This is a genomic window from Herminiimonas contaminans, assembly GCF_015645465.1.
GTDB classification, from domain to species: Bacteria; Pseudomonadota; Gammaproteobacteria; order Burkholderiales; family Burkholderiaceae_D; genus Oxalicibacterium; species Oxalicibacterium contaminans.
Map to the genome: position 1 here is coordinate 32664 of NZ_JADOEL010000008.1, position 20262 is coordinate 52925.

Here is a 20262-nt window from a genome sequence, read left to right on the forward strand (position 1 = left end):
GGGCTGATGACACCTTAGTTCCCCTTGATTTGGAATACCTCTACACCTACTGATTCACAATCCGGGTAGACGTCAGGTTTTTCGGTTGAAACACGTGCGGCGCGGACTTTCGGATGCGCCAGCATGGCTTTGATCACGTCGTCGCACAGGGTTTCCTGCAAATGGATGTGGCCTTGCGCCATGCGCTTGGCGATGGTGCTGCGCATGTAGTCGTAATCCACGACCTCATCCAGGTGATCGGCGGTCGGGGTCGATTCTTTCAATGGAATGAAGAGATCAACGTTGATCAGCACGCGCTGTTCACCTTTCTTTTCAAACTCGTGCACGCCTATATTGATCTGCACTTCGTAGTTACGCAGGAAGAGGCGGCGACAGTCGGCGAGTTGTGGGTGGAACAGGAACGAATTCATATAAGTAAACCGGTTGTACTACAGGTGAAAAATCTGGGGTGTTCAGGATGCGACAAACATCACATCGCGTTGTAATGGAATCAGGTGCTGGCCACCATCGACCAGCAGCGTGGTGCCGGTCATCGCCTGCGCCTCGATCACGAAGCGGACGGCGTGGGCAATATCGTCCGGTGTGCTGGAGCGGCCCAGCGGCGTGACTTTATGCGCACGCTGAAATTCCGCTTCGCTCTGCTCGCCGGATACCAGCGTAATGCCGGGTGCGACGCCGACCACACGTACTTTGGGCGCGAGTGCCTGCGCCAGCATGGTGGTCGCTGTTTGCAGCGCCGCCTTGGACAAGGTGTAGGACAGGAAATCCGGATTCAGGTTAAACAGTTTTTGGTCCAGCAAATTCACGACGACCGCTTGCGCGCCTTCCGGCGTGGCCCGGTGCAGCGCTTGCGCCAGCAGCACGGGTGCGACCAGATTGGTATGCATATGTGCATCCAGTGTCGCCGCCGAAAAATCTGCTGCGCTATCGTAATCAAACAGCGAAGCGTTGTTGATGACGCAGGAAACCGGGCCCAGTTGCGCGGCAGCCTGATCCAATAAGGTCTTTACCCCAGCCTCATCATTCAGGTCGCATTGCAATGCGATCGCGCGCTGTCCAAGCGCTACGATGTCGGCGACCGTGGTTTGCGCTTCTGCCTCCGAACGCGAGTAATGCACGACCACATCCCAGCCGTTTTGCGCCAGTGCGAGCGCGATCGTACGGCCGATGCGACGAGCGGCACCGGTCACGAGGGCAGTCTTTTTCAATGACGTTTGCTTATCTGTGGACATGAATGGTTGTGTGTTTCGCTGATTTCTCTACAATACCGCCATGCAATTGCAACTCCCAGAACCTTCTTCGGACGCATTATCTGCGTCACACAAGCTCCAGAACCTGATTGTTGACGAAATTAACCGTCATGCGGGCTGGATTTCTTTCGCCCGTTATATGGAGCTGGCGCTGTATGCGCCGGACGTCGGTTATTACAGCGGCGGTGCTGCAAAACTTGGCAAAGACGGTGATTTTACAACCGCGCCCGAAATTACGTCGCTTTTTGGTGAAACCCTGGCCCATGCGGCCGACGGGCTGATGGCACAAAGCGCACCGCAAATCCTCGAATTCGGGGCCGGTACCGGTAAATTGGCACTGGATATTCTGACTGAGTGCGCGGCCGACGGCATACCGCTGGAGCGTTACTCCATCGTCGAATTGTCCGGCGAATTGCGTGCGCGCCAGCAGGAAACCCTGGCTGGCTTCCCGCAAGTGACCTGGCTGGACGACTTTCCACCGGCATTTTCCGGCGTAGTGCTGGGCAATGAAGTGCTGGATGCGATGCCAGTCTCACTGGTTGTCAAAGGTGAAACTGCGTGGCTGGAGCGCGGTGTCAGCGTGGTGGACGGTTGCTTTGTCTTCGCCGATCGCCCATGTGATCAGGACCTGATCGCACAAATACCCGATGCGGCGGAGTTGCAGGTTGGTTACCTGACTGAAGTGCATCCGATCGCGGGCGGCTTCATGCATACACTGGCCGCCATGCTGACCGCCGGGTATGAGCAATCTGGCAAGGGTGGCGCGGCGATCCTGATCGATTACGGTTTCCCCGCCAGCGAATACTATCTGGACCAGCGCGCCGAAGGGACGCTGATGTGCCATTACCGCCATCATTCACATCCTGATCCGTTTTACTTGCCGGGTTTGCAAGACATCACAGCACACGTCGATTTCACCAGCATGGCGTATGCCGCCGTGCGTAATGGCCTGGAAATGGTCGGTTACATGAGCCAGGCCGGTTTCCTGCTGGCGGCTGGCCTTGGTGATCGCTTGCTGGCGACCGCGCCGGAAGATCATATGGCTTACCTGCCGAAAGCAAATGCAGTGCAGAAGCTGACTTCGCCGGCCGAGATGGGCGAGTTGTTCAAAGTGCTGGTAGTGGGCAAGGCGGTGCAGTTGCCCGACCAGTTTGATCGCGCGGACCAAAGCCGCCGACTGTAAAGCCGGATGCCGGGTAGCTAGACCGGCGCGTCATGAAAGTTGCACATGGTTCGCTGGTTTATTACGATCTTCATCGCCGTCATTGTGTTTTCCGCTGCCTTGCCGTGGCTGGAAAAATTCGGCATTGGTCGTTTGCCTGGTGATATACGTTTCAAGTTGTTTGGCAAAACCATTTTTTTGCCATTCGCCTCTACCGTTTTGTTATCTAGCGCCATTTTTCTGCTGGCGCGCCTGTTTTGAGTTTTGCTCCGGGCAAGGTTTAGCGAGGGACAAGTAATGATACGTTGGGTCGCGGTGATCTTTATTGGTCTGACCGTTTTCTACGCACTGATACCGTGGATTATCGAGAAGCTGGGCGTAGGGCGGCTGCCTGCGGATGTGCGCTTCCAGCTGTTTGGCCGGATTTTTGTACTGCCCTTCGGTTCTACCGTGCTGTGGTCGGCGCTTGCTTTCTTGGTTGCGGAGATCGTAAAGCGAACCTGTTTGTTCTGTTAAAACGCTATAAAACCCGGGTTTTATGCAGCTAGTTTTGCGATTTTTCTGCCATTTGGCGCGCTAATGATATTATTCAGCACTTATCAACAGTAGGGCTGGCGGGTAGAAACTGCGAGTTCCCTTAGTAGTGGACATATTTATCATCCTGGGTTTGATCCTGGTTAATGGCATTTTTGCCATGTCTGAAATTGCGGTCGTAACCTCCAAGCGTATCCGCCTCCAAAAATTATCTGAAAACGGCAGCCGGGGTGCACAAGCGGCACTTGATCTGTCCGATAGTCCTAGTCGTTTCCTCTCCACGATCCAGGTTGGTATTACGCTGATCGGTATTTTCAACGGTGCGTTCGGTGAAGCGTCGCTGGTTGAGCGCCTGACTCCTGAAGTCGCACTGATTCCGGTTGTGAGCGTTTACGCACGTGAAATTGCACTGGCTATCGTGGTTGTCGGTATTACTTTTGCATCGCTGATCCTGGGTGAGCTCGTGCCCAAGCGTATCGCCATGCAATATCCGGAAGTCGTGGCTTCGCTGGTGGCGGCCCCCATGTTGTGGCTGTCGCGCCTGATGGGGCCTTTCGTTAAAGTCCTGACCGGCACCACCGAATTCATCCTGCGTATCCTCGGCATGCATCACAAGAAAGACGATGCGGTGACCGAAGAAGAAATCGCTGGCTTGTTCCGCGAGGGTACCGACGCTGGCCTGTTTGAAAAAACCGAACACGATATCGTCTCGCGTGCCTTGCGCCTGGATGACCAGCGCGTGGCTGGCCTGATGACGCCGCGTCTGGATGTGCACTTCATCGATCTGGAAGATCCGATCGAAGTGAACCTGGCCAAAATTGCCGACAGCTCTTATAACCGCTTCCCGGTCTGCCGTGGCGATATCTCGCATGTGATCGGTATCGTGCACGCTGGCAGCCTGTTCGAACAGGCGATACGTGGCAAGGCGATCAATACCGTGGACATTGCTGCAGCGACACGTCCACCTTTGTTCGTGCCGGAAACCATTAGCGCGATGCAGCTGTTGGAAACCTTGAAGAAAAACCGTGCAGAACTGGCACTGGTCATTGATGAATACGGTGAAATTGAAGGTATCGTCACCCTGAGTGACGTACTGGGCGCGCTGGTAGGTGATGTTTCTGTGATCGATGAGCACCACGAAGTCGATGGCGTACGCCGCGATGATGGTTCATGGCTGATTGATGGCGGCGTCTCGTTTGACCGCTTCCGCGAATTGCTGGAAACCGATGTGCGCTTCCCGGAAGAAGCATCCGGCACCTACCATACGCTGGCTGGTTTCGTGATGACCTTCCTTGGCCACATTCCACAAATGTCCGACTCCTTTGAATGGGAAGGCTATCGCATCGAAGTGGTCGATATGGACCGTAACCGTATCGATCGTTTGTTGATTACCAAGCTCGAACCGTCGCCGGACGATGTGGCACCGGATGAGGCCGGTTAAGCCGCTTCAACAAAAATACAGCTGTAAATAAAAAATGGCCGGATAACTATCCGGCCATTTTTGTTTCTGCCGCCAGCAATTACATGGAGGCGCGGTAAAACACGTAGTCTGCCTGATACTTCACGATTTGCTTGGCGTTGACGTTGGCAGCTCCGCAAGGAGTGGCCGGTGCTGCGCCACCGACAGTGTTCAGGCGCTGGATATAGGTGATGTCGCTCATGGCGCCTTTACCCATGGATGGGTTGGCCTGTACCAGTTGTAAGGGGATAGAGTCCGGGTTCGGCGATACGGCCAACTGCTTGCCGGTTACCTTGCTGCCATCATTGGCTTCCCAGGTCGGGCCGCCATAGTATTTGCCGACGGCCATCTTGTTGCCGTCATACAGAATCGCATCCGGTCCCGCCAGCACCCATTCGAAAGCGCCTGTCATATTGGCCTTGGCGCGGCATTGGTAAGTCAGCTCGCCGATACCCACCGTTTTCATCACGACTTTATTGCCCGCCGGAACCGTCACTGCGGCAGGTGCTTCCGGTGTTTTCATCATCATATGGCCGGAGCAGGCGCTCAGTGCCGTAGCTGCAGCGAGCAGGGTAATTTTTGCGTACATGGAAATCTCCTGATTGGTTGATGGATCAGGGCTGGATAGCACCCTAGACCATATACGACGTGCAAGGTCCGACAGATTCAGAAAGCGTTAAGAAATTTTCCAAATGTGTCTTCGTGAAATTCTGCTTAAATTTTGTGCACAGCATTTTTGTGCGCTTCATCTTTCGTCATGCGAGTGCTTACTCTGCAAGCACGCGGCAAACATGATGGCTCTCGTGAAAGTGATAACAATTGTTGACTGAACGATGCAACATTGGCGGGCATGCGTGAATGTGACTTATGGTTAAAAGGCAATAAAAGTGCGTGTCTTTTAAGAGCGAATATGGTGTAGTTGCGTGCAGGGAATTAGCAGTAAATTGTTTCAGTCGGATGGTGTGCTCAACGAGTTTGGCAGGACTTCTCAGACGGATTTACATGCAACGAACAGGCGAACATCACGCTATGCCCGCGACGGATAACGCTCCGCTGCACACGGCCGCCCCCGATCCTGTTACGCCTTTGCGCAGTGCTGGCAGCAAGTCCGCCAAGTCGGCAAAAATCCATGTGGTGCGCGCGCGTCGCCAGACCATACTCAATCATCGCAATCGCCAGAACGCCCGCCTGCAGCGCTTGCTGCTGATCGGTTTGTTCGGTCTCTTCTATCTGGTCGGTGTGGCAGTGTTTTACATGCATGGTCTGGTCGATCAGGTGGCGTTGACGACTGCAACCGTACTGATCACCAGCACGGTATCGATGTTCTATCTGTGTTTCCTGACGGGCTGGAATAACCGCGCCCGTGAAAAGAATTTGCGCGTGCCTATCAGTTTGTGTGCGATAGGCATCATGCTGGTGCTTTCGTATATGGCACCGGCCACGCAGATCCTGTTCACGCCTTTCCTGTTCCTGACCATGACCTTCGTCCTGCACCGCGTATCACCGAAGATGATGCTATTGCTGACGATAGTGACGCTGTGCGGCTATCTGCTGGTGATCGCCGTGCACTATCAGCAATATCGCGACTGGGCGATGCTGCAACTGGAAGGTGCGCTCATGTTGAGTCTGCTGCTGACCTTGCCGGGGTTTGTGGTGCTGGCGAGCCGTATGCAGCAATTGCATAACGCTTTGTTCAAGGCGACACGCAAGATCAAGGACATTGAAGAAGATGCACAACGTGATGTCTTGCTCGGCTGTTATAACCGCCGCTACATCGTGGCAGCGCTGGAACAGCAAAAACGGATGGCAGATGAAAGTGGCGCGCCGCTATGTCTGGCGGTGATCGATCTCGACCACTTCAAGCGCGTGAATGATGAGGCGGGGCACCTGGGTGGCGATGAAGTCTTGCGCACCTTCGCTCGCGTGGCGGAGGGAAATGTGCGCAAGCAGGATATTTTTGGCCGTTATGGCGGTGAAGAATTTCTGCTGGTCTTGCCGGAGACCCCGCTTTCGGCGGCCCTGAATATCTCTGAACGGATCCGCACGCAGATCGAGCACTACGACTGGCAGGGTAAATTGCGCCATGGTGTCACGATATCCATCGGACTGACCCAGTACATAGCTGGTGAATCGGTGCTGGATTTGTTTTCGCGTACAGATACCGCCATGTACACGGCGAAACAGAATGGCCGCAATCAGGTCGTGGTCGAAGGGGCCACGGTGGAGGGCGTGCTCGCCTGATATTTGAATGGAAATTGTGTCTGCTGTGTGGTCGAATTGACAGCTGAAATGATTAAATTGCGATGACACCGTTTAACAAATGTAATATTGTTCTACGGAAAGATTCCTGTGTATCCGTGCCACGTGCCGGGCGCACCTTCTCATTTGGCTTTGAAATACCATGCAAGAACTTGCCGGACTAACCGCCCTGATCATTGAGCCGCATGCTGGCATGCGTGCCAGCATCCACAATATGCTGAGCTTGGGTGGTATAGGCAAGATCGAGTACGCCGCCGGTTCCGGCAGTGCGATACGTCCGCTCAAGCACAAACAGTTCGATCTGGTGATCTGTGAATATGATCTGGGCGAGGGGCAGGATGGCCAGCAATTGCTGGAAGACCTGCGGCATCACAAAATCATGCCGCCTTCCACTGTGTTCATCATGGTGACTGCCGAGCGCAATCATGAAAAAGTCGTTAGTGCCGCCGAGCTGGCCCTGAATGATTACGTACTCAAGCCCTTCACCGCAGAAATCCTGATGGACCGGATCGCCCGCGCGATCGATAAACGCAATGCGCTGAGTCCGATTTATCAATTGATAGAGCAGGGTAACCTGAGTGATGCGATTAACGCCTGTGTACTGGCGGAGCGTACCCAGCCACGTTACCAGGCCGAGTTCATGCGTTTGCGCGCCGAGCTGCACATGACGCTGGGCGAATTGGCGGAAGCGGAAGCGATCTATGCCGAGATCTTTGCCAAGCGTTCGATAGCATGGGCGCGACTGGGCCTGGCCACGAGCCTGTTCATGCAGGACCGGTTTGAAGAAGCGGAAGAGATGCTGAGTTCGCTGGTCGCGGAGAAAAAGCAATTCCTCGAAGCCTATGACTGGCTGGCCAAGACGCAGGAAGCGCGGGGTTTGATGCCGCAGGCACAGGCAACGCTGGAGCATGCGGTTACACGCTCGCCGCACGCCTTGCAACGCTTGCGCAAGCTCGGCAATGTCGCGCTGGAAACCGGCGATGTCGACACTGCGCACAAAGTATTTCAGCAAGTTATTAACAAGGCGAAATTCTCTGAATTCCGCGAACCGGAGGACCATGTCCATCTGGTCAGGACTTCGATCGCCAAAGGCGAACTGCAGCTGGTCTCGCCTATCATTCGCGACCTTGCGAAATCGCTGGCTAACATTAAGAAGACCCCGGCCTGTCGCGCACTGGCAACCGCCATGCTGCATAAGCATAACGGCGATGAAGAGCAGGCGGTAGAAGAGCTGGAAGCAGCGGTGCTGGCGTGCAAGGAAGCGATAGGTTTATCTAACGATACCAAGCTGGCGCTGGCGCAAAATTGTCTCGCCAGCGGGCTGGAGCAGGGCGCGGTCGAGGTGATGACCTCAGTGGTCGGTAATGCGTCCACCAATGTCGCCATGACGCGTGCAATGCGTCTGTTTCGCGAAGCCGGGCGTGAAGACTTGGCCAAGCGGGTGACACGTGAAAGCAAAAGCCAGGTGGTGGATCTGGTGTCGGCCGGTGCGGAGAAAGCGCGCCTCGGTGATTATCACGGCGCGGTTGCGCTGATGTCAGAAGCGGCAGAAAGATTGCCAGACAATCCGCAAGTGGTGTTCAACGCTGCCGTCGCCGTATTGAAATGTCTGGATAGCCTGGGCTGGGATGTGCAGCTCGGTGAGCAGGCGCGCACCTATATCGCCAATGCGCGCCGCCTCGATCCGCGTAATCCGCGTTTATCGCTATTGGCCAGCATGTATAGAGACATCCTGAAAAAATATGCGATGGAGCGTGTCTACGGCGTTCCTATCAAGGCGCTGAACACAGCGCCGCAGACCGAGAAGCAATAAGTTCAGGGTGCGATCAGGATAGCCTGTACCAACTCAGGTGGACGCGCGATCACTGCACGTAGACCGAAACGCACGATAGGGCGTTGCAGCAGCTTCGGATGGCTGGCGAGTGCATCCAACAAGCGTGCGTCATCAGCCTTGTCCAGTTGCAGTTCTTTGTATTCGTCTTCGTTGTCGCGCACCATGGCGCGTACGCTGATAGCACCATCTGATTGCAGCAATTGATGCAACTCCGCGAGTTGCGCACGGCTCAGCGGTGTTTTTTGATAATCGACGACATTCAATTCCAGGCTGTGTTGCGCGGCGAAGGCTTCAGTCAATGTGAGGGCTACGCGTGATTTTGAGCAGCGTGGGTTGTGATAAATGGTCAGCATGATGTGGCTAAGTCAGATGAGGAGAGTCGACATTATGCCGTTTTCGGTCGGGGCTGTTTATGTTGCCCTTGGTCGGGAATCGAGAGCGCGCCTATAATCAAGGCCAGATCCGGTTAAATGACGTAGCGTTGCACGACATACGATGAATTTCTGTATTTTTAAACAATTCTCGGTGAAGGCGGATAATTCTGCGATAAGCGTTGTCTATCTTTACTCGATTTAAAAGTGATGCCATGTCTGACAACTCCAATAGCAATTTGCCGCCAGAATCAAAAACTCCTGCTGAAGCCGCCTCGCCGAGTGAAGCCGTTACCCCGCCAGAAGCAACGCCTAGTGCCCCTCCTAGTGTAGAGCCGCAAGTCGGCTCGGTGCCATCGCCTGCGTCGTTCAAAACCAAGCCGGATTTCGGCAAGCACAATGTGCCTGCCTACCAGATGCCGGACGACACGCCGTGGAAGCAAGCCTGGCGCATCTTCCAGGCGCGCCTGCAAAGCTTGTCCGAACAAGTCGGTCGTCGGCTGACGCAGCGCACCCTGAAAATCGGCGTCTCCGCCCGTATCTTTCACCCGGAGAGTGGCGCCAAGGGTCTGCAGGCCAAAACCCTGCAATACCTGGAAGAGTCGATTGCGCAGTGGGTGATGTCACGCGATGTATTAGTGCTGATGATCCCTACCGTGAATACCAACGGTTTGCTGCATCCAAGCAAGATACGTCTGCGCGACTATGCGAAGCATCTTGATGGCCTGGTCTTGCAAGGCGGTGCCGACGTAGCGCCGCAGACATACTCGCAAACCGCGACGCGGCCGGAGTGGAGTGGTGATAGCTCACGCGATATGTATGAACTAGAGCTGTTGCATGAATTCATAGAGGCCGGGAAGCCGGTGTTGGGCATTTGCCGTGGTTGCCAGTTGATCAATGTCGCGTTTGGCGGCACCTTATATCAGGACATTGCTACCGACGTGCCGAGCGCGATGCCGCACGTCAATGATTTGTACGATAGTCATCGTCACGAAATTGCATTCCCGCCGGGTTCGTCGCTGGCATCGCTGTTTCCCGGCCAGACTTCACCTTTGGTCAATTCCATCCACCATCAGGCCGTACGCGACCTGGGACGGGATCTCACCATTGAAGCGATATCGCAAACTGACAACATTGTCGAAGCGGTACGCTATACCAAGGCGCGTTTCGTCATGGGTTTGCAATGGCATCCGGAATTCCATCGTGCTGGTGGTTCCGAACTGCTGGATTGCACGCCAGTCCTCGATAATTTCCTGCGCGCAGCAAGGGAAACTCGTTTCTGATCCCACCTTAGCGGTCACCCTGGTCTACGCATCTATAAAAATATTTTAAAAAAATAGGTGAAGAAACGTAGCAAATTGTTGACAAGGGTGACCGACTCCCATATAGTTTGGGGTTCCCCGCGGAGGGGTGGCCGAGTGGTTAATGGCAGCAGACTGTAAATCTGCCCTCTTACGAGTACGCTGGTTCGAATCCAGCCCCCTCCACCAAGTTTTTAGCAGTAAAAATCAGTAAAGCAGTACAAAAAAGAGATGTGTAGTGGTGACCCTCGCGGGTGTAGCTCAATGGTAGAGCTGAAGCCTTCCAAGCTTATGACGAGGGTTCGATTCCCTTCACCCGCTCCAAGTTTTTAAAGGTTGGACGTGCCGCAGCAGTGTTGGTACCGGACGGCTAGTTTGCCCTTTTAGCTCAGTGGTAGAGCACTCCCTTGGTAAGGGAGAGGCCACGTGTTCAATCCACGTAAAGGGCACCAAGAATTCTGTAGTTCATTTTTATCGGTAAGTCGGTCGGGCGTGTGCCTGAACATTCTCATCAAAATTGTTAGGAGTCTAAGATGGCAAAAGGCAAATTCGAGCGGACCAAGCCGCACGTGAATGTGGGCACAATTGGTCACGTCGATCATGGTAAAACCACGTTGACAGCTGCGATCGCGACTGTATTGTCGAAAAAATTCGGTGGCGAAGCAAAAGGCTACGATCAAATCGATAACGCGCCAGAAGAAAAAGCACGCGGTATCACGATCAACACCTCGCACGTTGAATACGAAACCGAAGCCCGCCACTACGCACACGTAGACTGCCCAGGCCACGCCGACTATGTTAAAAACATGATCACCGGCGCAGCACAAATGGACGGCGCGATCCTGGTTTGCTCCGCAGCAGACGGCCCAATGCCACAAACTCGCGAACACATCCTGTTGTCGCGTCAAGTTGGTGTTCCATACATCATCGTGTTCCTGAACAAGGCAGACATGGTTGATGATGCAGAACTGCTGGAACTGGTTGAAATGGAAGTGCGTGAGCTCCTCTCCAAATACGAATTCCCAGGCGACGACTTGCCTATCGTTAAAGGTTCGGCAAAACTGGCGCTGGAAGGCGACACCGGTCCATTGGGCGAACAAGCGATCCTGGCACTGGCCAACGCACTCGACACCTACATCCCAACACCAGAACGCGCAGTTGACGGCGCATTCCTGTTGCCAGTAGAAGACGTATTCTCGATCTCGGGTCGCGGTACAGTCGTTACCGGTCGTGTAGAACGCGGCATCATCAAAGTCGGCGAAGAGATCGAAATCGTTGGTATCCGTGATACCCAAAAAACCACCTGTACCGGTGTTGAAATGTTCCGCAAATTGCTGGATCAAGGTCAAGCTGGTGACAACGTTGGTGTATTGCTGCGCGGTACCAAGCGTGAAGACGTGGAACGTGGTCAAGTTCTGGCAAAACCAGGTTCGATCAAACCGCACAAACATTTCACAGGCGAAATCTACGTTCTGTCGAAAGATGAAGGCGGCCGTCACACCCCATTCTTCAACAACTATCGTCCACAGTTCTACTTCCGTACAACTGACGTAACTGGTTCGATCGAGTTGCCGAAAGACAAAGAAATGGTTATGCCAGGCGATAACGTGTCGATCACAGTGATGTTGATCAACCCAATCGCGATGGAAGAAGGTCTGCGTTTCGCGATCCGCGAAGGTGGTCGTACCGTTGGCGCAGGTGTTGTAGCCAAAATTATTGAGTAATAAATGAATGCTGCGGCGATCTCGATGTTGAGATCGCCGCAAGTGGTTCAGGTAGTGGCAGTGCAGGTAGTGCAAAAACCGTAGGGGCGTAGCTCAATTGGCAGAGTGTCGGTCTCCAAAACCGAAGGTTGGGGGTTCGAGGCCCTCCGCCCCTGCCACCGATTCAGGTGCAGGGCATCGAAAGTAAAGTGTATGGCTAATCAACCCGTAGAAACTGTTGGCGCGTCAGGCGATAAAATCAAGATCGTTTTGGCAATACTTGCCGCAATCGCGGGCGTAGTCGGATTCTATTTTTTGTCGGATAAAGCGACGGCTGTCCGCGCCGCTGCATTGGTTGGTGGTTTGTTGGTGGCAATTGCGATTGCGTGGACTTCCGCGGCAGGTCGCGATTTCCTCAATTTCTCTAAAGAAGCAGTTCGCGAAACCAAGAAAGTAGTTTGGCCAACACGTAAAGAAGCATTGCAAATGACTGCAATCGTTTTCGGTTTTGTGTTGGTTATGGCGCTTTTCCTGTGGGGTACGGATAAGTTACTCGAAGTTGTGCTGTACGACCTGATTTTGGGCTGGAAAAGATAATGAGCGACAATATTCAGGATGACGCGCAAGGCGGTGCTCAAGGCGCCGCTGCAGCAGCTTCCACAAGTAAAAAACGTTGGTACGTCGTGCACGCCTATTCCGGTATGGAAAAGAGCGTGCAACGTGCGTTGATAGAACGCGCAGCACGTGCCGGCATGGAAGATAAATTTGGGCAGATTCTGGTGCCTACCGAAGAAGTGATCGAAGTAAAGAATGGTCACAAATCGGTTAGTGAGCGCCGCTTCTTCCCAGGCTACGTTCTCGTCGAAATGGAAATGACCGACGAAACATGGCATCTGGTTAAGAACACCAACAAAGTGACCGGCTTTATCGGTGGCAAGTCGAACAAGCCTACCCCGATCCCGCCGCACGAAGTCGACAAAATCATGCAGCAAATGCAGGATGGCGTCGAAAAGCCACGTCCAAAAGTGCTGTACGAAGTGGGCGAGCTGGTACGTATCAAGGATGGTCCGTTCACCGATTTCAACGGCAACGTCGAAGAAGTCAACTACGAGAAATCCAAGGTTCGTGTTTCAGTCACGATTTTTGGCCGCGCTACCCCGGTAGAGCTGGAATTCGGTCAAGTCGAAAAAGTCTGATCCTATAAGTATTAACGCAGGCCGGAGCGTCTGGAGCGTTCAGCTCCAAAAATCCGGAAGCAGTAAAAAGAGGAGCCCAAGTAATAAGCCGCAAGGTAAGTGAACAGGCGCTACCACTCAATCAATGTAGGAGCCATCATGGCAAAGAAAATCATTGGTTTTATCAAGCTGCAAGTGCCAGCTGGTAAAGCAAACCCATCCCCACCAATCGGACCTGCTCTGGGTCAACGTGGTCTGAACATCATGGAATTCTGCAAAGCGTTCAACGCGCAGACTCAAGGTGTTGAGCCAGGTATGCCAATTCCGGTTGTAATTACAGCGTTTGCGGACAAATCATTCACTTTCGTGATGAAAACCCCGCCAGCAACGTACCTGATCAAGAAACATTCGGGCGTTACCAAAGGTTCGGCGAAGCCACATACCGACAAAGTCGGCAAGTTGACACGCGCACAAGCTGAAGAAATCGCTAAATTGAAAGCCCCAGATCTGACCGCTGCTGACTTGGATGCTGCTGTACGCACCATCGCTGGTTCGGCACGTTCCATGGGCATCACGGTGGAGGGTCTGTAATGGCTAAGTTATCGAAACGCGTTAAAGCATTTAAAGCAAAAGTTGACCGTACCAAAGCGTACCCGTTCGACAATGCAGTTGCTTTGATCAAAGAATGCGCATCGGCAAAATTCGATGAATCGATCGATATTTCGGTTCAATTGGGTGTTGATGCTAAGAAATCCGACCAAGTAGTTCGTGGTTCGGTTGTTTTGCCAGCTGGTACCGGTAAATCGGTTCGCGTTGCAGTATTTGCAACCGGCGAAAAAGCAGAACAAGCGAAAGCTGCTGGTGCAGATATCGTTGGTATGGACGACCTGGCTGAGCAAATCAAAGCCGGCAACATGCCTTTCGACATCGTTATCGCATCGCCAGACACCATGCGTATCGTTGGTACCCTGGGTCAAATCCTGGGCCCACGCGGCATGATGCCTAACCCGAAAGTTGGTACTGTTACTCCTGACGTGGCGACTGCAGTTAAAAATGCAAAAGCTGGTCAAGTTCAATACCGTACTGACAAGGCTGGCATTATCCACGCCACCATCGGTCGTAAATCGTTCTCCGACGAAGCGCTCAAATCCAACTTGTTGGCTTTGATCGATGCGTTGAATAAAGCTAAGCCAGCGACCAGCAAAGGTGTTTACCTGCGTAAAGTTTCGCTGTCGTCGACCATGGGCGCAGGTGTACGCGTCGATCAATCGACCCTGGCTGCTTAAGTATTGAATTAAGTCCCGTTGCCAGTTTGGCAGCGGGCGCATCTTTGGGCTGGACCTGATTCGGTAGTAAAGAAACAGGTTCAGGCAATCAAAGACCGTTGGGCGGCGTGCATGTAAGTTGTGTGCAAAGTTAAATGTGAAATCGGCAACGATGTCATACCCAACGCAGATGGTGAACCCGAACAAGTTTTGTAGTCTCTTTGCTGGCTTGCCAGTATGAACTCCTAACTTCGGACGCCGTGTTCGAACCGATGTGAGGCAAGCAATCAATGACGATTGTGTATCAGCTGAACATCATTTTTGGAGGTTGATCTTGAGTCTCAATCTGAATGACAAAAAGGCCGTAGTCGCCGAAATCTCTGCCAAAGTTGCATCGGCACAGACCATCGTCGTGGCCGAATACCGTGGCATCCAGGTTGGTCACTTGACACAACTGCGCGCCAAAGCGCGGGACCAAGGTGTGTACTTGCGCGTATTGAAAAATACGCTGGCACGTCGCGCTGTTGAAGGTACCGCATTTGCCGACCTCGCTTCCGAAATGACCGGTCCGTTGATCTACTCGATCTCGGATGATGCCGTTGCAGCAGCAAAAGTCATCAGTGACTTTTCTAAAACCAACGACAAACTGGTTGTTAAAGCAGGTAACTACGCAGGTAAGCCGCTTGATAAAGCAGGCGTTACAGCGTTGGCAAATATTCCTAGCCGTGAAGTCCTGCTGGCCCAAGTTCTGGGCATGATGCTGGTTCCGGTTGCGAGCTTTACGCGTGGTCTGGCTGCTCTTGCTGCTAAAAAAGCTGAAGGCGCTGCGCCTGAAGCTGCTGCAGCACCAGCCGCCGAATCGACCGAAGCAGCAGCAGAATAAGAGTAGCCGCACAGGCGGCGCTCACTGCTCTTGTTTCGACGCATTCGCGTCAGTACCAATCAGATGTAATTATTGAAAAAATTTAGGAGTTTCAAATGGCAATTAGCAAAGACGACATCCTGGAAGCCGTAGGCAACCTGACAGTTCTGGAACTGAATGACTTGGTAAAAGCATTCGAAGAAAAATTCGGCGTATCCGCTGCTGCAATGGCTGCTCCAGCAGCTGGCGGTGGTGCTGCTGGCGGCGCTGCTGCTGAAGAACAAACCGAATTCACCGTTGTTCTGGCCGACTTCGGCGCGAACAAAGTTGGTGTAATTAAAGCGGTTCGTGAAATCACCGGTCTGGGCTTGAAAGAAGCTAAAGATCTGGTGGATGCAGCACCAAAACCACTGAAAGAAGGCGTTTCGAAAGCAGACGCTGAAGCAGCTAAGAAAAAACTGGAAGAAGCTGGCGCAAAAGCCGAGATCAAGTAATCTCGATTTGCCCGCGCGACTTTACAGCGCCCGAGTCAAAGTTCGAAACCTCCCGAAAGGGCGGTTCGGCTTTGGCTCCTTTGTCGTTCTTGATTCTAAGTGGCCAAGGGCAGACTTGATAGGTTTCATGTAATCTTGTCAGCATTTGGTTGTTAAAGGGCAGAGACTTGAGGTTTCAATGTTTCGAATTGTGCAATGTTTGCAATTCGGCAATGCAGCCTGAATCCTGAATTCTCTATCCTTCCCTGTCACTCACGGAGTGTCCATGCACTACTCATTTACTGAGAAAAAGCGCATTCGCAAATCATTCGCGAAACGCGCTAACGTTCACAACGTTCCGTTCCTGCTGGCGACCCAGCTCGAGTCTTACCACGGCTTTTTGCAAGAAGACAAGATACCGTCCCAACGCAAAAATGAAGGTCTGCAATCTGCCTTCACGTCTATTTTCCCTATCGTTTCGCACAATGGTTTTGCGCGTCTCGAATTCTTGTCGTATGTGCTCGGCGATCCGCCGTTCAACATTAAAGAATGCCAACAACGTGGATTGACCTACGCGTCACCTCTGCGTGCCAAAGTTCGTCTGGTGATCCTGGATAAGGAATCGCCAACCAAGCCTGTCGTTAAAGAAATGAAAGAACAGGAAGTTTACATGGGCGAATTGCCTTTGATGACTTCGACCGGTTCCTTCGTGATTAACGGTACAGAGCGCGTTATCGTGTCCCAGCTGCACCGTTCGCCTGGCGTGTTCTTTGAACATGACCGCGGCAAGACTCACTCGTCCGGTAAATTGCTGTTCTCGGCACGTATCATTCCTTACCGTGGTTCATGGCTGGATTACGAATTCGATCCGAAAGACATCCTGTTCTTCCGCGTCGATCGTCGTCGTAAGATGCCTGTCACCATCCTGTTGAAAGCTATCGGCATGACACCGGAGCAAATCCTCGAAAACTTCTTCGTTTTCGACGATTTCGCATTGCATTCGGATGGCGCGGAAATGGCCTTCGTTGCAGAGCGTCTGCGCGGTGAAGTTGCTCGTTTCGACATCACAGACAAAGCCGGTAAAGTACTGGTCGCAAAAGACAAGCGTATCAACAGCAAGCACGTGCGTGATGTTGAAGCTGCTGGCATCAAAAACATCTCGGTACCAGAAGACTACCTGTTGGGTCGTATCCTGGCGAAAAACATCGTTGATACAGAAACTGGCGAAGTTATTGCCAGCGCCAACGATGAGCTGACCGAAGACCTGCTGGCACGCCTGCGCGAAGGTAAAGTAACCAATATCCAGACTCTGTACACCAACGATCTGGATCAAGGCGGCTACATCTCGCAAACACTGCGTATGGATGACACCACCGATCAGATGGCCGCGAAAGTCGCTATCTATCGCATGATGCGTCCAGGCGAACCGCCAACTGAAGATTCGGTTGAAGCGTTGTTCAACGGCTTGTTCTACAACGCAGATCGTTACGACCTGTCGGCTGTCGGCCGTATGAAATTCAACCGTCGTATCGGTCGCGATGAGCTGACCGGCGACATGACTCTGTCGAACGACGACGTACTGGCCGTGATCAAGATCCTGGTTGAGTTGCGCAATGGTCGCGGCGAAGTCGATGATATCGATCACTTGGGTAACCGTCGTGTACGTTGCGTCGGCGAATTGGCTGAGAACCAATTCCGTGCTGGTCTGGTTCGTGTTGAGCGCGCTGTTAAAGAGCGTCTCGGCCAGGCCGAAGCTGACAACCTGATGCCGCATGACCTGATCAACTCCAAGCCGATTTCGGCAGCGATCCGTGAATTCTTCGGTTCGTCGCAGTTGTCGCAGTTTATGGATCAAACCAACCCATTGTCGGAAATCACGCACAAACGTCGCGTTTCCGCTCTCGGACCTGGCGGCTTGACCCGTGAACGCGCTGGCTTTGAAGTACGTGACGTGCATCCGACCCACTACGGCCGTGTATGCCCGATTGAAACACCTGAAGGCCCGAACATTGGTCTGATCAACTCGCTGGCTTTGTATGCTCGCCTGAACGAATACGGTTTCCTGGAAACCCCATATCGTAAAGTCGTGAACAGCAAAATCACCGACCAGATCGACTACCTGTCCGCTATTGAAGAAGGTCGTTACATCATCGCTCAGGCGAACGCGACCATCGACAAAGCAGGCGCGCTGTCGGATGAATTGGTTTCCGCACGTGAAGCCGGCGAAACAATTCTGGTATCGCCAGAACGCGTTCAATACATGGACGTTGCGCCAGGCCAGGTCGTGTCGGTTGCTGCTTCGCTGATTCCGTTCCTCGAACACGATGATGCGAACCGCGCATTGATGGGTGCCAACATGCAACGTCAGGCAGTTCCTTGCTTGCGTCCAGAAAAAGCATTTGTCGGTACCGGTATCGAACGCACCGTGGCAGTTGACTCGGGCACGACAGTACAGGCATTGCGTGGCGGTATCGTTGATTACATCGATGCAGGCCGTGTCGTGATTCGCGTCAATGACGACGAAGCACAAGCGGGTGAAGTCGGTGTTGATATCTACAACCTGATCAAGTACACCCGTTCGAACCAGAACACCAATATTAACCAACGTCCTATCGTGCAAGTCGGCGATCGCGTTGCAAAACATGACGTCATCGCTGACGGCGCATCGACTGATCTGGGCGAATTGGCTCTGGGTCAAAACATGCTGGTCGCGTTTATGCCATGGAACGGTTACAACTTCGAAGATTCGATTCTGATCTCCGAAAAAGTTGTGGCTGATGACCGCTACACCTCGATTCACATCGAAGAGTTGTCGGTTGTGGCACGTGACACCAAGCTGGGTGCGGAAGAGATCACACGTGATATCTCCAATCTGGCTGAAAACCAACTGGCACGTCTGGATGAATCCGGTATCGTCTACATCGGTGCAGAAGTCACCGCTGGCGACACCCTGGTCGGTAAAGTAACGCCTAAAGGCGAAACCCAACTGACACCGGAAGAAAAACTGCTGCGTGCGATTTTCGGTGAAAAAGCATCCGACGTAAAAGATACATCGTTGCGCGTACCGTCCGGCATGGTCGGCACCGTAATCGACGTGCAAGTATTTACGCGCGAAGGTATTCCACGCGACAAACGTGCACAACAGATTATCGACGACGAACTGCAACGCTATCGTTTGGACTTGAACGATCAGCTGCGTATCGTTGAAGGCGATGCATTCCAACGTCTGGAAAAAATGTTGATCGGCAAAGTCGTCAACGGCGGTCCTAAGAAAATCGCTAAAGGCGCGAAAATCACTAAAGAGTATTTGGACGACCTGGACAAATACCACTGGTTCGATATTCGCCCTGCAGACGACACATCGGCAAATGCTTTGGAAGCTATCAAAGAATCCATCGCTGAAAAACGCCACCAGTTCGATCTGGCATTTGAAGAAAAACGTAAGAAACTGACGCAAGGCGACGAATTGCCGCCAGGCGTACAGAAGATGGTCAAAGTGTATCTGGCAGTCAAACGTCGCCTGCAACCTGGCGACAAGATGGCGGGTCGTCACGGTAACAAAGGTGTGGTATCACGCATCTTGCCTATCGAAGACATGCCACACATGGCTGACGGTACACCAGCAGACGTCGTGCTGAACCCGCTGGGTGTTCCATCGCGTATGAACGTTGGTCAGGTTCTGGAAGTTCACCTGGGCTGGGCTGCTAAAGGTCTGGGCTTGCGTATCGGCGAAATGCTGAATGCACAAGTACAAATCGCTGAACTGCGCAAGTTCCTGGGCGCGATTTATAACGAGTCGGGCAAAACAGAAGATCTGGACAACTTCAGCGATACAGAAATCCTGGAGCTGGCTGGTAACCTGAAAAACGGCGTGCCGTTCGCAACACCAGTGTTTGACGGTGCTGACGAAGCAGAAACCCGCCGCATGCTGGACCTGGCTTACCCGGATCACATTGCGAAGCAACTGGGCATGACCGCTTCCAAGAACCAGGTCACCATGTATGACGGTCGTACTGGTGAAGCGTTTGAACGTACAGTAACCGTCGGTTACATGCACTACCTCAAACTGCATCACTTGGTTGATGACAAGATGCATGCTCGTTCGACCGGTCCTTACTCGCTGGTTACACAGCAACCACTGGGCGGTAAAGCTCAGTTCGGTGGCCAGCGCTTCGGTGAGATGGAAGTCTGGGCACTGGAAGCATACGGCGCGTCCTACGTCTTGCAAGAGATGTTGACCGTCAAGTCCGATGACGTGAATGGCCGTACCAAAGTGTACGAAAATCTCGTCAAGGGTGACCACGTCATCGACGCCGGCATGCCGGAATCCTTCAACGTTCTCGTTAAGGAAATCCGCTCGCTGGGTATCGACATCGACCTGGAACGCGATTGATGTAAAGCAGGGGAGAAGCGAGTCGCTTCTCCCTTCGCTGTTTGGAATTTGAAGTAAAAGCAGTCAGTAAAAAATAGTAGTAGCGAAATAGTAAGAACGAAATAGCAGTTTTTGGTAGTGTCGTCTGTCCCGGTATGCGCGGAACTCAGCTCGTGAAGATAGCTTCAGGCTCAGCTCTCCCGCCCATGCGAACAGGGTATAAAGCAGCGCCGCCACTACCG

The 20262-nt window shown here is 53.0% G+C and carries 19 protein-coding genes and 4 tRNA genes; 19 read left to right on the forward strand and 4 right to left on the reverse strand.

The features are described from left to right. Positions 1 to 14: 14 nt before the first annotated feature. Together IXC47_RS11100 and IXC47_RS11105 are read right to left on the reverse strand one after the other, a co-directional pair. Entirely contained in the window at positions 15 to 410 is a 396-nt protein-coding gene (locus IXC47_RS11100) for a dihydroneopterin aldolase (protein WP_124572596.1), read from the reverse strand. 42 nt (positions 411 to 452) lie between these two features. Continuing rightward, a complete protein-coding gene (locus IXC47_RS11105; protein ID WP_195875694.1) occupies positions 453 to 1232 on the reverse strand; it encodes an SDR family oxidoreductase in 780 nt (259 codons plus the stop codon). Positions 1233 to 1272: 40 nt separating this feature from the next. Between IXC47_RS11105 and IXC47_RS11110 the strand changes: the two genes are divergently transcribed. The 4 genes from IXC47_RS11110 to IXC47_RS11125 all read left to right on the forward strand — a co-directional run bounded on the left by IXC47_RS11110 (position 1273) and on the right by IXC47_RS11125 (position 4387). Next, positions 1273 to 2433 (forward strand): class I SAM-dependent methyltransferase, encoded by a 1161-nt coding sequence (locus tag IXC47_RS11110; protein WP_195875695.1) that lies wholly within the window; start codon positions 1273 to 1275, stop codon positions 2431 to 2433. A 45-nt stretch (positions 2434 to 2478) separates the two neighbouring features. Further along, positions 2479 to 2673: a DUF2905 domain-containing protein gene (locus IXC47_RS11115; RefSeq protein WP_195875696.1), complete on the forward strand. Its 195-nt coding sequence runs from the start codon at positions 2479 to 2481 to the stop codon at positions 2671 to 2673. Between the two features lie 36 nt (positions 2674 to 2709). Continuing rightward, the gene (locus IXC47_RS11120; protein WP_175624628.1) at positions 2710 to 2928 is read left to right on the forward strand and encodes a DUF2905 domain-containing protein; all 219 of its coding nucleotides are present in this window, start codon (positions 2710 to 2712) and stop codon (positions 2926 to 2928) included. 127 nt (positions 2929 to 3055) lie between these two features. Beyond that, the gene (locus IXC47_RS11125) at positions 3056 to 4387 is read left to right on the forward strand and encodes a hemolysin family protein (RefSeq protein ID WP_175624629.1); all 1332 of its coding nucleotides are present in this window, start codon (positions 3056 to 3058) and stop codon (positions 4385 to 4387) included. A gap of 79 nt (positions 4388 to 4466) precedes the next feature. Here IXC47_RS11125 and IXC47_RS11130 read toward each other — a convergent pair whose 3' ends face one another. Next, positions 4467 to 4994, reverse strand: a complete 528-nt coding sequence (locus tag IXC47_RS11130) for a DUF3455 domain-containing protein (protein ID WP_195875697.1) — start codon at positions 4992 to 4994, stop codon at positions 4467 to 4469. A gap of 413 nt (positions 4995 to 5407) precedes the next feature. Between IXC47_RS11130 and IXC47_RS11135 the strand changes: the two genes are divergently transcribed. Together IXC47_RS11135 and IXC47_RS11140 are read left to right on the forward strand one after the other, a co-directional pair. Further along, positions 5408 to 6646, forward strand: a complete 1239-nt coding sequence (locus tag IXC47_RS11135; protein WP_175624631.1) for a GGDEF domain-containing protein — start codon at positions 5408 to 5410, stop codon at positions 6644 to 6646. Positions 6647 to 6806: 160 nt separating this feature from the next. Then, positions 6807 to 8477, forward strand: a complete 1671-nt coding sequence (locus tag IXC47_RS11140) for a response regulator (RefSeq protein WP_175624632.1) — start codon at positions 6807 to 6809, stop codon at positions 8475 to 8477. 2 nt (positions 8478 to 8479) lie between these two features. Here the strand turns inward: IXC47_RS11140 and arsC are convergent, their stop codons facing one another. Next, complete coding sequence (gene arsC, locus IXC47_RS11145; RefSeq protein WP_175624633.1) at positions 8480 to 8851, reverse strand: arsenate reductase (glutaredoxin); 372 nt, start codon at positions 8849 to 8851, stop codon at positions 8480 to 8482. Positions 8852 to 9084: 233 nt separating this feature from the next. On the opposite strand from arsC, the gene IXC47_RS11150 reads away from it, so the two are divergent. From IXC47_RS11150 to rpoB, 13 genes are all read left to right on the forward strand, one after another. Next, positions 9085 to 10152 (forward strand): type 1 glutamine amidotransferase, encoded by a 1068-nt coding sequence (locus IXC47_RS11150; protein WP_195875698.1) that lies wholly within the window; start codon positions 9085 to 9087, stop codon positions 10150 to 10152. A 121-nt stretch (positions 10153 to 10273) separates the two neighbouring features. Further along, positions 10274 to 10359, forward strand: a tRNA-Tyr gene (locus IXC47_RS11155). Between the two features lie 61 nt (positions 10360 to 10420). After that, a tRNA-Gly gene (locus IXC47_RS11160) sits at positions 10421 to 10494 on the forward strand. Positions 10495 to 10547: 53 nt separating this feature from the next. Beyond that, positions 10548 to 10622: transfer RNA gene (locus tag IXC47_RS11165), tRNA-Thr, on the forward strand. Positions 10623 to 10703: 81 nt separating this feature from the next. After that, positions 10704 to 11894, forward strand: coding sequence for an elongation factor Tu (gene tuf, locus IXC47_RS11170; RefSeq protein WP_175624646.1), 1191 nt, complete (start codon positions 10704 to 10706; stop codon positions 11892 to 11894). Positions 11895 to 11976: 82 nt separating this feature from the next. Further along, a tRNA-Trp gene (locus tag IXC47_RS11175) sits at positions 11977 to 12052 on the forward strand. 34 nt (positions 12053 to 12086) lie between these two features. Beyond that, complete coding sequence (gene secE / locus IXC47_RS11180; RefSeq protein ID WP_175624636.1) at positions 12087 to 12470, forward strand: preprotein translocase subunit SecE; 384 nt, start codon at positions 12087 to 12089, stop codon at positions 12468 to 12470. Next, entirely contained in the window at positions 12470 to 13069 is a 600-nt protein-coding gene (gene nusG, locus IXC47_RS11185) for a transcription termination/antitermination protein NusG (RefSeq protein ID WP_012081262.1), read from the forward strand. The genes secE and nusG overlap by 1 nt, the downstream gene beginning before the upstream one ends. A 138-nt stretch (positions 13070 to 13207) precedes the next feature. Then, positions 13208 to 13639 carry a 50S ribosomal protein L11 gene (gene rplK / locus IXC47_RS11190; RefSeq protein ID WP_175624637.1) on the forward strand — a complete coding sequence of 144 codons (432 nt, stop codon included), beginning with the start codon at positions 13208 to 13210 and terminating at the stop codon, positions 13637 to 13639. Then, positions 13639 to 14334, forward strand: coding sequence for a 50S ribosomal protein L1 (gene rplA, locus IXC47_RS11195; RefSeq protein ID WP_124575663.1), 696 nt, complete (start codon positions 13639 to 13641; stop codon positions 14332 to 14334). Before rplK ends, rplA begins: the two co-directional genes overlap by 1 nt. 313 nt (positions 14335 to 14647) lie before the next feature. Next, positions 14648 to 15196: a 50S ribosomal protein L10 gene (gene rplJ, locus IXC47_RS11200; RefSeq protein WP_175624638.1), complete on the forward strand. Its 549-nt coding sequence runs from the start codon at positions 14648 to 14650 to the stop codon at positions 15194 to 15196. A 95-nt stretch (positions 15197 to 15291) separates the two neighbouring features. Next, positions 15292 to 15669 (forward strand): 50S ribosomal protein L7/L12, encoded by a 378-nt coding sequence (gene rplL / locus IXC47_RS11205; RefSeq protein ID WP_124575665.1) that lies wholly within the window; start codon positions 15292 to 15294, stop codon positions 15667 to 15669. 265 nt (positions 15670 to 15934) lie between these two features. Next, positions 15935 to 20041, forward strand: a complete 4107-nt coding sequence (gene rpoB / locus IXC47_RS11210; RefSeq protein WP_175624639.1) for a DNA-directed RNA polymerase subunit beta — start codon at positions 15935 to 15937, stop codon at positions 20039 to 20041. Positions 20042 to 20262: the final 221 nt, after the last annotated feature.

What these genes read in the sequence shown, in the direction of transcription:
- IXC47_RS11100 (WP_124572596.1), bottom strand. Translation starts at nt 410, where the DNA reads ATGAATTCGTTCCTGTTCCACCCACAACTCGCCGACTGTCGCCGCCTC.
- IXC47_RS11105 (WP_195875694.1), bottom strand. Translation starts at nt 1,232, where the DNA reads ATGTCCACAGATAAGCAAACGTCATTGAAAAAGACTGCCCTCGTGACC.
- IXC47_RS11110 (WP_195875695.1), top strand. Translation starts at nt 1,273, where the DNA reads ATGCAATTGCAACTCCCAGAACCTTCTTCGGACGCATTATCTGCGTCA.
- IXC47_RS11115 (WP_195875696.1), top strand. Translation starts at nt 2,479, where the DNA reads ATGGTTCGCTGGTTTATTACGATCTTCATCGCCGTCATTGTGTTTTCC.
- IXC47_RS11120 (WP_175624628.1), top strand. Translation starts at nt 2,710, where the DNA reads ATGATACGTTGGGTCGCGGTGATCTTTATTGGTCTGACCGTTTTCTAC.
- IXC47_RS11130 (WP_195875697.1), bottom strand. Translation starts at nt 4,994, where the DNA reads ATGTACGCAAAAATTACCCTGCTCGCTGCAGCTACGGCACTGAGCGCC.
- IXC47_RS11135 (WP_175624631.1), top strand. Translation starts at nt 5,408, where the DNA reads ATGCAACGAACAGGCGAACATCACGCTATGCCCGCGACGGATAACGCT.
- IXC47_RS11140 (WP_175624632.1), top strand. Translation starts at nt 6,807, where the DNA reads ATGCAAGAACTTGCCGGACTAACCGCCCTGATCATTGAGCCGCATGCT.
- arsC (WP_175624633.1), bottom strand. Translation starts at nt 8,851, where the DNA reads ATGCTGACCATTTATCACAACCCACGCTGCTCAAAATCACGCGTAGCC.
- IXC47_RS11150 (WP_195875698.1), top strand. Translation starts at nt 9,085, where the DNA reads ATGTCTGACAACTCCAATAGCAATTTGCCGCCAGAATCAAAAACTCCT.
- tuf (WP_175624646.1), top strand. Translation starts at nt 10,704, where the DNA reads ATGGCAAAAGGCAAATTCGAGCGGACCAAGCCGCACGTGAATGTGGGC.
- secE (WP_175624636.1), top strand. Translation starts at nt 12,087, where the DNA reads ATGGCTAATCAACCCGTAGAAACTGTTGGCGCGTCAGGCGATAAAATC.
- nusG (WP_012081262.1), top strand. Translation starts at nt 12,470, where the DNA reads ATGAGCGACAATATTCAGGATGACGCGCAAGGCGGTGCTCAAGGCGCC.
- rplK (WP_175624637.1), top strand. Translation starts at nt 13,208, where the DNA reads ATGGCAAAGAAAATCATTGGTTTTATCAAGCTGCAAGTGCCAGCTGGT.
- rplA (WP_124575663.1), top strand. Translation starts at nt 13,639, where the DNA reads ATGGCTAAGTTATCGAAACGCGTTAAAGCATTTAAAGCAAAAGTTGAC.
- rplL (WP_124575665.1), top strand. Translation starts at nt 15,292, where the DNA reads ATGGCAATTAGCAAAGACGACATCCTGGAAGCCGTAGGCAACCTGACA.
- rpoB (WP_175624639.1), top strand. Translation starts at nt 15,935, where the DNA reads ATGCACTACTCATTTACTGAGAAAAAGCGCATTCGCAAATCATTCGCG.